Consider the following 11,343-nt stretch of genomic DNA (forward strand, 5'->3'; position numbering starts at 1 on the left):
GATTTGGAGACGCCGGCCGTCGAGACGCCGTAGCGGCCGAAACTCGCTACGGGCGGCTGCGGCTCCTCGGCCAGAAGTCGGTACACCTCATCACAGAGGAGATACGTCCCGTTGTCCGCACACACATCGTAAACGGCTCGCATCGCTGCCTCGTCGTGGTAGCGACCGGTCGGATTGTTGGGATTGTTGATTACGACAACGTCCGTATCGGGGAGGATGGCATCCGCCACAGCGTCGGAGTCGAGCGTCCAGTCCGGTTCGGCCAGCGGCACCGTCGTCACCTCCGCGAAGGATTCGGGGAGCGCGGTCAACGACCCGTACGTCGGCGTGACGACGACGGCGTGTGAGTCGACCAACGCGAGGAAGGCGAGCAGATTCGCCTCCTGGGTGCCGCAGGTGAAGATCGTCTCCTCGACGGTGCGCTCGTGGAGGGCACCGACATCAGCGCGGAAATCCGGGTCGCCGGCGGTCGGGATGACGTAGCCGAGTTCGCCAGGGTCGGTGTCGAAGCGACTCGCTTCCAGTGGCCGCACACCACTCTCTGCGAGCATGATGTCAGCATCGTGTTCGACCTCTGCGAACCAGCGTTCGAGGTCGAAGGGTGCGATTTCCATACCTGTTCGTCGACCGGCGGGGTAAAAAGCGCGCCGTCAGCGCTGTCAGTCCTCGCGGCGCTCGCGGAGGTTCTGTCTGGTGAACTGCGGTTTCGCACGGATGCCTTTCCGCTGGCGGAACGACCGCCACAGCAGCGCCGCGATGGGGACAGCGAGTCCAATCGGCACGAGCGCGGCTTCGAGTGTCGAGAAGGCGTAGAGTACCGCCGAGGCCATGACGACCGCCGAGAGCATCCCGCCGAGGATGAGCCGTTTGGCCAGCCGGTCGAGACCACGCTCGTCGTCGGAAATCTCCAGTTGGACGGTGATATCGCCGCGGTTCGCGCGGTCGAGCGTGTTCTCCAGTTTCGGCGGGACGCGGACGAGCGATTCGCCCAGCTCTCGCACCTCGGTTGCCCTGTCTTCGACGTAGCCGCGGGCGCTCTCCTCTAAGAAGCCCTGCTCTCGGAGATAGTCGGTTGCGACCTCGATGAAGTCGAAATCCGGCTCTAGCGTCACGCAGACGCCCTCGACAACGGTCGCGACGCGCAACACTAACGCGAGGTTCGGCGGGAGTCGCAGCGGGAACTCGTAGATTGTATCTTCGACCTGCTGGATGATCTGCTGGACGCGGTACTGCTCGATGTCCTCACCACGGGCGTCGGCGATGGCCAGTTCCATCACGTTCGACATCACTTCGCGGTCGGCCTGTGGGCTGAGCGTCCCCATCTCGACGAGCGTATCGAGGATGGCATCGGTGTCCTGTCTGGCGACCGCGACGTAGAAATCGACGATCTTCTCTTGGATGAACGGGTCGACGCGGCCAGACATTCCGAAATCGTAGAAAACGATGGTACCGTCGTTCTGGACAGCGAGATTGCCGGGATGGGGGTCAGCATGGAAGACACCGTCTTCGATTATCATCTGGAGATACACCTGCTGAAGCGTGATGGCGAGTCGCTCGCGGTTGACGCCGAGCGCGTCGAGGTCGTCGATGTCGGAGATCTTCGTGCCGCCGACATACTCCATCGTCAGGATGCGCCGCGTCGAGAGCTCCGGCACCGCGCTCGGCACGCGCACCCGGTCGTTGCCGGCGAGGTTGACGCCGATTTCTTCGAGCATTCGGCGTTCGCGGTCGTAATCCATCTCCTCGCGAATCGTCTTCTCGAACTCGTCGGCGAGCGTCTCAAGCGAGAACGACCGCGCCTGGTCGACGAAGCGCATCAGTATCGGCAGCGACCATCTAACCACTCGGAGGTCGGTCTCGACGAGTTTCTCGATGCCCGGACGCCGAATCTTCACCGCGACTTTCCGACCCTCGTGTTCGGCGATGTACACCTGTCCGAGACTGGCGCCGCTGATGGCGTCGGTGTCGAACTCGTCGAAGACCTCATCGACCGGGCCGATATCGGTTTCGAGTATCTCTTTGGCCTCGGGCCAGGCTGCCGGCGGTACGTCGTCCTGGAGCTGTTCGAACTCCTCGACGTACTCCGGCGGGAGGACATCGGGCCGGGTCGAGAGTAGCTGGCCGAGTTTGATGAACGTCGGGCCGAGCGTGAGCAGCGAATCCAGAAGTGAGCGGGCGCGTTTGCGGCGGGTTTCCGGTGAAACGGTGCGGCTGGAGCCGAAAAAGAGGAAGCGGTTGCGGTCGCGGGCGTACGCGAGGAGGAGTGGCAGAAACTGGTAGGCAACGACGACGAACCGGCGATACGAGCGGAGAGTCACCGAGGCGGCACCTCACCGAGAGCCGCAGCACTGCTCGGAGGCCGATACTGGGCGGAGCTGGAGCCGGATAGCGAATACATAATCAGTATCGAGGACGGTCGCAGCGGTCACGGATCACGAGATGGGAATGCGCTGGCCGCCTTCGTCCTCGGATTTGGGCAACTGGAGTCTGAGGACACCTTTCTCCATCTCGCCCTCGGCGTCCGCGCCGGTGGCGTCGGGGGGCAATGGGAGTTCGGCGTCGAGAAAGAGGGAGCGTTCCTCGGTCACGTACCGGAACGACGACGGGAACGACTTTGCCCGACGGGCCTCGATTCGGAGTCGGCCATCGTCGACGGTTACGTCTACCGTCTCGTCGGTTGCACCCGGCAGGTCGACGACGAGGAGGTAGGCGTCGTCGCTCTCCAACATGTCGGCGAACACCGTCTCCGGGAGGTCGCCTAACGCCTCGCGAAGTTGCATACCCCGCTGTTGGGTCGCGGGCGCGTTAAACCCCGCGGTGGCGGCGATTCACTGCCCGAAACCGTCGCAAGGTACTTTATATCAAACGTAGTATCCAACGTGATGGCACGAGCCGGTCGTCGTGACGCGACGGGGCCGACCGAGCCGACGGTGCACAACGAAGGCCCCTCGACTGCGACGATCCGTATCGTCGTCCACGACGACGGCGTTTCGGCCGAATCAGTGACACTCGATGCCGGCGACTCGCATACGATTACGGTACCTTCGGGTGTTCCAATCGAGGTACACGCCGCAAACGGGACGGTGACGGCGAACGCCACCCGCGCCCCGCTTTTCATCGTCCGAGAGGGCCGCGTCCTCGTTGCGACCGAGTGAGGCTCTGCGGAGTGACCCTTTTTGATACTCGCCGCCTGAGATGGGGGTATGAGTGACGTCCGGGAATCGGGATTCAAAGAGCGGACTCGCGTGGCCAACGCCCGTGAGCGACTGCTCGATATCCCGCCCATAGAGCGAACCGAACGGATATCCCTGTCTGCCGCCGACGGGCGAACCGTCGCCGAACCCGTAGACGCAAAGCGAAACATCCCACACTACGCCCGCGCTGCGATGGACGGATGGGCGGTGCGCGCCGAGGATACGTTCGGCGCATCCGACCGCTCTCCCGCCATTCTCCGCCCCGGCGAATCGGTCGGCCCGAACACCGCTGTTCGCGTCCACACTGGCAGCGAACTGCCGGCGGGCGCCGACGCGGTCGTGATGGTCGAGGAGACGGAGCAACTGAACGACGAGCTGGAGGTGTTCGACGCCGTCGCGGAGGGGGAGAACGTCGCGCCGGTCGGAGAAGACGTCGACGCGGGCCAGCGGCTCTACGAACCGGGGCATCAACTCCGTCCCTCCGACCTCGGGCTGTTGAAGGGTACCGGCATCGACACGGTCGAGGCGGTCGAACGGCCCGAGGTCGCCATCATCCCGACCGGCGAGGAACTCGTCCAGGCTGACCCCGACCCCGGTGAGGTCGTCGAGACGAACCGCTTTACCGTCTCACGACTGGCCGAGCGCTGGGGAGCCGACGTGAAGCGCCGTAGCATCGTCACCGACGACCACGAGGCGCTGCGGGCGGCCGTCGAACGTGACCTCACGCGTGACGTGATTGTCACGACTGGCGGCTCCTCGGTGGGCGAACGCGACCTCATCCCGGAGGTCGTCTCCGAACTCGGCGAGGTGTTCGTCCACGGCGTCGCGCTCAAGCCCGGTCACCCGGTCGCGCTGGGTCGCGTCCAGGGTCGAACCGTCGTCATGCTGCCGGGCTACCCCGTTGCCGCCATCGTCAACGCCGTCCAGTTCCTTCGACCGCTCATCAAACACCTGGGACGGATGCCGACGAATCCGCTGCCGACGCAGGAAGCGACGCTGGCCCGGAAAATACGGAGCGAACCCGGCGTGCGAACGTTCGTCAGGGTGAAAACCGAACAGACCGACGCCGGCCTCGAAGCGACCCCGACGCGGGCGAGCGGGTCGGGCGTGCTCTCGAGCGTCGCCCTGGCCGACGGCTGGGTCGTCGTTTCCGAGAGCCGTGAAGGGATTCCCGAGGGTGAAACCGTGACCGTCGAGGATTGGGAGTACAATGCGTAGAAAGGAGTTCCGCGACCTCGCCGACCCCGACGAGGCGCGCGAGGCCATCGACTCACTCGACCTGCGGGCCGACGACGAGACCGTCGCGCTGCGGGAGGCCCGTGGGCGCGTGCTATCCGAGCGTATCGACGCCGAACTCGACGTGCCGGGCTTCGACCGCGCGAGCGTGGACGGCTACGCCGTCAAGGCCGCCGACACGTTCGGTGCCGACGAGGCCGACCCCGTCAGTCTCGACCTCGCCGGTGAGGTTCACGCCGGCGCCGAACCGGACGTCGAGGTCGGCGATGGTGAGTGCGTCGAGGTGTCGACCGGCGCCGTTCTGCCGCCGGGCGCTGATGCGGTCGTGATGGTGGAAAGAACCGACAGAGAGGGCGATACCATCCTCGTCCGCACGTCGCTTGCGCCGGGCGACCGCGTGATGTTCGCTGGCGCTGACGTAGCCGCAGGCGAACGCGCGCTCGGCCCGGGCATCGTCCTGACACCGCGAGAGATCGGCCTGCTGTCCGCACTCGGCGTCAACGAGGTGCCCGTCCGCGGCCGACCGACCGTCGGCATCATCTCGACAGGTGACGAGCTCGTCAGACCCGGCAAGCCGCTGGACAGCGACGCCGGCGAAATATACGACGTGAACAGCTACACCACGGCGACGGCCGTCGAGGAAGCCGGTGGGGAAGCGCGACTGTATCCGCACGCCGGCGACGATTACGAGGCGATGGAATCCGTCCTTCGTGAGGCGGCCGCAGAGTGTGACCTCGTGCTCTCCTCGGGGTCAACCTCAGCGTCGGCCGTCGACGTCATCTACCGCGTCGTCGAGGAGTCCGGCGAACTCCTCTTGCACGGCGTCGCGGTCAAGCCCGGCAAACCCATGCTCATCGGCCGGCTGGGCGGTTCCGGGTCGGCGTCCGAGAGCGCATACGTCGGGTTGCCCGGCTACCCCGTCTCGGCGCTGACCATCTTCCGAACCTTCGTCGCCCCCGCAGTCCGTGAGGCCGCTGGCCTGCCCGAGCCGAGGACGGCCACCGTCAAGGGAGCGATGGCCGTCCGCGAACGGTACAGCGAGGGCCGGCTCCGATACATGCCGGCCGGACTGGTGGAGGGCGGGCCGACGGAGTCGGCCCGGGGAGGCGGCGAAGCCGCCGAAAGCGACGGGAACACGCTCGTCTACCCGGTCGATAAGGGGAGCGGCGCGACGACGAGCCTCGTCGAAGCCGACGGCGTGGTTGCCGTCCCGCCGGACGTGGAGTATCTCGACGAGGGCGAGCGTGTGGAGGTGCAGCTGTTCTCGGCGGACGTGCGCCCACCCGCGGTGTTCGGTGCCGGCGAGGACGACCCCGCCCTCTCGCGGCTGCTCGACCGGGTGACCCGGCCGCGGTATCTCGGTGTCGGCAGTCGGCAGGGTCTCCGTCGGCTCCGCAACGGCGTGACGGACGTGGCCGTCGTGACCGGCGATACGGAGCCCGAAGCAGCCACGGAACTCGGCAACTGGACGCGGGAGTGGGGCCTCGTCGTCCCAGCAGGCAACCCCGAGAATATCGACGGCCTCGACGACCTCGTCGACCGCGACCTCCGGTTCGTGAACCGGACGACCGATTCGGGGCTGCGGACGACGCTCGGCAACGTCATCGCCGACCTCGCCGAGGAGCGAGGCACGGAGCGGCACGACCTCGTGGAGGCCATCGACGGCTTCGAGTTCGCGGTTCGGGCTCACGAATCGCCCGCCAGAAAAGTGCTCGCGGGAAAGGCTGACGCCGGCCTCGGGCTTCGCGCCACCGCTGACGACCTCGGGATGGGGTTCGTCCCCTGCGGCGAGGAGGCAGTTCGGGTGTTCGCCAGCGACGACCGAATCGAGAAAGCCGGCGTACAGCAGCTCTCCAACGCTGTTGACGACGTTTCGGGCGTGCTCGGCGAGCTGGCTGGCTACGACACGCGCTGATGACAGTCCGCGCCACCTTTAACGCACCCGGGTGTCAACACACGACCATGTCTTGTGACCACGAACTCGACGCCGAATTCCTGCACCCCTCCGACGCCGACGTCCTCGAAATCGCCGACCACGACGGCGGCCTCCAGGTGAAGTTCGCGCTTGCCTGCCCGGAGTGTGGTCACTCGCTGGTACTGGAATCGGCGGTCGAAAGCGTCGAAGAAGGGGAGTTCGACCTGCCACTCGACGACGAACTCTACGACTGAACGAGGTCGTCGACGCGGTCGAGTCGGTGGTCGCCAACGACGCACATCCCCCGCCGTTCGTGACCGTGGCGTTCGATATGTGCGCCATCGAGCCCCGCGTTCCACGCGGCACCGATGTCGTGGGGGCCGTCACCGATGAGGACACCCGACCCACCGTTCGCGCCGGCCGACGACAGCGCCATGTTCACCGGCTCGGGGTCGGGTTTCCAGCCCGTCTCCTCGGTACAGCAGACGACCGCATCGAACCAATCGCGGATGTCGAGCGTCTCCAGTACCGGGTCGGTGAGATACTGCTGACAGTGGGTTACGAGCACCGTCGGCGCGTCGGTTTCGCCGACGACCTCGGCGTCATCGTAGAGGAAACTGGCGTCGGCGCGGGCTTCGGGTGATTCCTCCTCGTGGAATGCTGTCCAAAACGCGTCGATGTCGACACCCCAGTCGTCGAGTTGGTCGTTCCGGAAGCCGCCGAGTCCGTGCCAGACGGCTTCGGCCTGCTGGTCGGTGAACTCGTGACCAATCCTGTCACCAACCCGCCCGAAAACGTCGTGGACGTAGGCTGGTTCGATATCGATGAGCGTTCCGTCCAAGTCGAACGCCCAATGGTCGTACGACGATGCCGTCATCACGTTCGGCGTAGGCGATTGCCGGCTAAGTGCTTTCCGGGCGTCAGCGCTCCCGGACGTGCACCCGTGAGCCGAGATATTTGGTGATGACTTCGGAGACGTCGTCGGCTTTGAACAGTTCGAGGTTGTCGCCGATCGCCGCTTTGAGTGCCTCGTAGTACGATTCGTCCGTTCGGAGTTCGCGGAACTCGATGGCCCGCACCTCCACGTCGAGCGTCTCCTCGGCCAACTGCCGCATGTGGTCGGGGCTGTTCACCTCACCGCGCCAGAGGTTGTCCCGGAAGAACAGCCAGTCGTCCTCGCCGGGAACTGCTGCCTGCTTGAAAAGCGTCGTCTCGACGCTGGCCGGCTCGAGCCACACACTGGGGTCGTCGGGGGACAGCTGCAGTTCCACTTTGAACACGTACTCTGCGGTTCCGCTCTCGGGCATCTCAATCGGCCAGCTCGTTGAACCGGCCGGCCAACTCGATGTCCTTCTCGGTGATGCCGCCAGCGTCGTGGGTCGTCAGCCGAACCTCGACCTCTCGCCAGCCGATGGTCATCTCGGGGTGGTGGAACGCCTCATCGGCGAGCCCACCGGCACCGCCGGCGAAGCCGACGCCCTCCAGGTACGATTCGAACTCGAAGGCGCGGACGATTTCGTCACCATCGCGTTCCCAGCCGCCGGGGAGCTGTGCCTCGATTTCGGAGTCGGAAAGCAGCTCGCTCATGGACGCACTGTCGGCCGGCTGCCGGATAAAACTACGCGCGAGACCAGTCAGTCGCTGGCCGACGGCCGGGTGGTCGGGGTCGTCCCGTGGGTTCGTACCCATCGTACAGCTGCAAGCGTCAACGCGAAGGCCACGAACGAGATGCCGAGAATGATGAGTTGCCCTTCGCTGCCGAACGCGCGCCGCGTGATGACGAGCTGGGCGATAACGAGTGCGGCGGCGACGAGGCCGGCCCCGAAGACGGGCCTGGCGTCGAGCGCCAGTTCACGGCTCCAGAGCGCAACGACACACAGCGCAGCGAAGACGGCGAAGCCGAGCCCGTAGTAGACGAACTGGGCGACCTCGCCGAAGGCGACGAACAGTCGCGGTGTGAGCGCGACCATGACGGGGAAGGCAAGCAACGCGCCAGCACCGGCCCGCTGGATGTGCTCGATCGACGCTGTGCCAGCGTCGGCGTAGGCCCACACCGTCGCGGCGACGAGTAGCCCGAGGATGAGCGATGCGAGCGTGAAATGCAGCGTCAACACGACGATGGAGTACCCGAAGACGAGCTCGCGGACGAGGACGGTGAACGCGCCGAAGACGATCTGGATGGGCGTCAGGAGCAACGCCCCGAGCGTGGCAAACCGGACGCGTCGGGAGTGGCCGCCACGCCAGGCGGCGATGGCCGCCCCGATGATGAGAAAGCCGGTTATCATCGCCACCAGCCGGTGTGACCACTCGATGAACGACATGAAGTTTGCGGGAAAGAGGCCGAAGACGGCCCCGTCACAGAGCGGCCACCGCGCCTGACAGGTCAGTCCGGCGCCGGAGGTGGCGGTCAACACACCGACGAGCGCCGTAACGGCCGTCGAGAGCGTCGTCACGACGAGCAGCCGGCGAAAGTCCATACCGTCGAGTGAGGACTACGCGAGTATATACCCCGCGGAATCGGCTACTCGGTGCCGAACGAACTGTCGACGAAACACCACGATAACACCGGTTCGGGCAACGTCTGCCGGCGCCGTCACGTTGGGTAGCTTTTTGGGGCCACTGTACGGGGGAGACACATGGGACTGGACGAGGATTCACTCGAATATCACCGGCGCGAGCCGCCGGGGAAAATCGAGATTTCGACGACGAAACCGACCAACACACAGCGAGACCTCTCGCTTGCGTACTCACCCGGCGTCGCCGCGCCGTGTAACGAAATCGCTGACGACTCCGAGAAGGCGTTCACCTACACGACGAAGGGGAACATGGTGGGCGTCGTCTCGAACGGCTCCGCCGTCCTTGGCTTGGGCGATATCGGCGCGCAGGCGTCCAAACCCGTCATGGAGGGGAAGGGCGTCCTGTTCAAACGCTTCGCCGACATCGACGTCTTCGACATCGAACTCGACCAGGAGGACCCGAAGGACATCATCACCTCGGTCAAGGCGATGGAGCCGACGTTCGGCGGCATCAACCTCGAGGACATCAAAGCGCCGGAGTGCTTCGAGGTCGAGGAGACGCTTCGGGAGGAGATGGACATCCCAGTCTTCCACGACGACCAACACGGGACGGCCATCATCTCCGGGGCGGCACTCCTGAACGCCGCCGATATCGCGGACAAGGAACTTGACGAGCTCGAAATCGTCTTCTCGGGCGCTGGCGCGTCCGCGCTCGCGACAGCCCGCTTCTACGTCTCGCTCGGCGCCGACCGCGATAACATCACGATGTGTGATTCCTCGGGCATCATCACCGAGGAGCGTGCGGCGGCCGGCGACGTCAACGAGTTCAAACAGGAGTTCGCCCAGGATCGGCCGGCGGGCGACCTCGCGGACGCGATGGAGGGTGCCGACGTCTTCGTCGGCCTCTCGATCGGCGGCCTCGTCGACCAGGAGATGGTGCGGTCGATGGCCGACGACCCCATCATCTTCGCGATGGCGAACCCCGACCCCGAAATCGGCTACGAGGAAGCGAAGGAAGCCCGCGACGATACCGTCATCATGGCGACGGGCCGGTCGGACTATCCGAACCAAGTCAACAACGTCCTCGGCTTCCCGTTCATCTTCCGCGGCGCCCTCGACGTACGCGCCACCGAAATCAACGAGGCGATGAAAGTCGCGGCTGCCGAGGCGCTTGCCGAACTCGCCCGCCAGGACGTTCCGGACGCGGTCGTGAAAGCCTACGGTGACCAGCCGCTGCAGTTCGGCCCCGGCTACATCATCCCGAAACCGCTCGATCCGCGCGTCCTCTTCGAGGTCACGCCGGCCGTCGCGAAGGCAGCGATGGACAGCGGCGCCGCGCGCCGCGAACTCGACCTCGATAAGTACGTCGAGCGACTGGAGGCCCGCCTGGGCAAATCCCGCGAGATGATGCGCGTCGTGTTGAACAAGGCGAAAAGCGAGCCGAAGCGGCTCGTTCTCGCAGAGGGCGACGACGAGAAGATGGTTCGAGCCGCCTACCAGCTGGTCGATCAAGGCATCGCCCAGCCGATCCTCATCGGCGACCGCGAGGAGATCTGGGCCCACGCCGAGCGACTCGGCCTCGATTTCGAACCGGAGATCGTCGACCCCGAGGAGGGCAACCTCGACCCCTACGCCGAGCGGCTCTACGAACTCCGCCAGCGGAAGGGAATCACCCGGCGTGAAGCCGACGAGCTCATCGAGGACGGCAACTATCTCGGGAGCGTGATGGTCGAGATGGGTGACGCCGACGCGATGCTCACCGGGCTCATGCATCATTACCCCTCGGCGCTTCGCCCACCGCTGCAGATAATCGGCACTGCCGACGACGCCGATTACGCCGCCGGCGTCTACATGCTGACGTTCAAGAACCGCGTCGTCTTCGTCGCCGACGCCACCGTCAACCAATCGCCCGACGAGAACGTCCTCTCGGAAGTGACGAAACAGACCGCCGACCTCGCACGACGGTTCAACATCGACCCCCGAGCGGCGCTGCTGTCGTACTCCGACTTCGGGAGCGTCAACAACGAGGGCACGCGAAAGCCCCGCGAGGCCGCACGACTGCTCCGGGCCGACGACGCCGCCGACTTCCCGGTCGACGGGGAGATGCAGGCCGACACCGCTGTCGTCGAGGAGATGCTCGAGGGAACCTACAGCTTCTCTGATCTGGACGAGCCCGCGAACGTGCTCATCTTCCCGAATCTGGAAGCGGGTAACATCGCCTACAAACTCCTCCAGCGCCTCGGCGGCGCCGAAGCCATCGGCCCCATGCTCGTCGGCATGGACAAACCCGTCCACGTCCTCCAGCGGGGGGACGAGGTGAAGGATATCGTCAATCTGGCAGGTGTGGCCGTGGTGGACGCACAGACGAACGAGTAATACACGGCGGCTTTTTTCGCCCACGTTTTTGCGCCGAGCGGGTCGCTCTTGCGACCCCGAGGCGGAAAAAGGTGGAGGTGAAAGATATCGTCAATCTCGCTGGCGT

The 11,343-nt window shown here is 65.4% G+C and carries 12 protein-coding genes; 5 read left to right on the top strand and 7 right to left on the bottom strand.

Annotation, left to right across the window (positions count from 1 at the left end):
- The 3 genes from ACI8UR_RS11360 to ACI8UR_RS11370 all read right to left on the bottom strand — a co-directional run.
- Nucleotides 1-614, bottom strand: a 614-nt coding sequence (locus ACI8UR_RS11360; protein WP_415087883.1) for an aminotransferase class I/II-fold pyridoxal phosphate-dependent enzyme, incomplete at its 3' end; no start/stop codon positions are given.
- Nucleotides 615-659: 45 nt separating this feature from the next.
- Nucleotides 660-2,318, bottom strand: coding sequence for an ABC1 kinase family protein (locus tag ACI8UR_RS11365; RefSeq protein WP_411716236.1), 1,659 nt, complete (start codon nt 2,316-2,318; stop codon nt 660-662).
- A gap of 114 nt (nt 2,319-2,432) precedes the next feature.
- Nucleotides 2,433-2,780 carry an Hsp20/alpha crystallin family protein gene (locus tag ACI8UR_RS11370; protein WP_411716237.1) on the bottom strand — a complete coding sequence of 116 codons (348 nt, stop codon included), beginning with the start codon at nt 2,778-2,780 and terminating at the stop codon, nt 2,433-2,435.
- Between the two features lie 102 nt (nt 2,781-2,882).
- Between ACI8UR_RS11370 and ACI8UR_RS11375 the strand changes: the two genes are divergently transcribed.
- The 4 genes from ACI8UR_RS11375 to ACI8UR_RS11390 are packed head-to-tail and all read left to right on the top strand — an operon-like array spanning nt 2,883 to nt 6,599.
- Nucleotides 2,883-3,155: a hypothetical protein gene (locus tag ACI8UR_RS11375; protein ID WP_411716238.1), complete on the top strand. Its 273-nt coding sequence runs from the start codon at nt 2,883-2,885 to the stop codon at nt 3,153-3,155.
- 48 nt (nt 3,156-3,203) lie between these two features.
- Nucleotides 3,204-4,412 carry a gephyrin-like molybdotransferase Glp gene (glp, locus tag ACI8UR_RS11380; protein WP_415087884.1) on the top strand — a complete coding sequence of 403 codons (1,209 nt, stop codon included), beginning with the start codon at nt 3,204-3,206 and terminating at the stop codon, nt 4,410-4,412.
- On the top strand, nt 4,405-6,345 hold the full coding sequence (locus tag ACI8UR_RS11385; RefSeq protein WP_415087885.1) for a molybdopterin biosynthesis protein: 1,941 nt from the start codon (nt 4,405-4,407) through the stop codon (nt 6,343-6,345). The genes glp and ACI8UR_RS11385 overlap by 8 nt, the downstream gene beginning before the upstream one ends.
- Before the next feature lie 47 nt (nt 6,346-6,392).
- Nucleotides 6,393-6,599, top strand: a complete 207-nt coding sequence (locus ACI8UR_RS11390; RefSeq protein ID WP_411714641.1) for a hypothetical protein — start codon at nt 6,393-6,395, stop codon at nt 6,597-6,599.
- Here the strand turns inward: ACI8UR_RS11390 and ACI8UR_RS11395 are convergent.
- From ACI8UR_RS11395 to ACI8UR_RS11410, 4 genes are read right to left on the bottom strand one after another with little or no spacing between them, the layout of a single operon-like run.
- Nucleotides 6,590-7,222 carry an HAD family hydrolase gene (locus ACI8UR_RS11395; RefSeq protein ID WP_411714640.1) on the bottom strand — a complete coding sequence of 211 codons (633 nt, stop codon included), beginning with the start codon at nt 7,220-7,222 and terminating at the stop codon, nt 6,590-6,592. The genes ACI8UR_RS11390 and ACI8UR_RS11395 overlap by 10 nt on opposite strands.
- Nucleotides 7,223-7,265: 43 nt before the next feature.
- The gene (gene lwrS / locus ACI8UR_RS11400) at nt 7,266-7,652 is read right to left on the bottom strand and encodes an LWR-salt protein (protein WP_411714639.1); all 387 of its coding nucleotides are present in this window, start codon (nt 7,650-7,652) and stop codon (nt 7,266-7,268) included.
- Nucleotide 7,653: 1 nt separating this feature from the next.
- Nucleotides 7,654-7,932: a 4a-hydroxytetrahydrobiopterin dehydratase gene (locus ACI8UR_RS11405; RefSeq protein ID WP_411714638.1), complete on the bottom strand. Its 279-nt coding sequence runs from the start codon at nt 7,930-7,932 to the stop codon at nt 7,654-7,656.
- Between the two features lie 47 nt (nt 7,933-7,979).
- Nucleotides 7,980-8,822, bottom strand: coding sequence for a COX15/CtaA family protein (locus ACI8UR_RS11410; RefSeq protein ID WP_411714637.1), 843 nt, complete (start codon nt 8,820-8,822; stop codon nt 7,980-7,982).
- Nucleotides 8,823-8,981: 159 nt separating this feature from the next.
- On the opposite strand from ACI8UR_RS11410, the gene ACI8UR_RS11415 reads away from it, so the two are divergent.
- Nucleotides 8,982-11,237 (top strand): NADP-dependent malic enzyme, encoded by a 2,256-nt coding sequence (locus ACI8UR_RS11415; RefSeq protein ID WP_411714636.1) that lies wholly within the window; start codon nt 8,982-8,984, stop codon nt 11,235-11,237.
- The last annotated feature ends 106 nt before the right edge of the window (nt 11,238-11,343 follow it).

The sequence above is a fragment of the Natronomonas sp. genome (assembly GCF_047616845.1).
Classification (GTDB): Archaea; Halobacteriota; Halobacteria; order Halobacteriales; family Haloarculaceae; genus Natronomonas.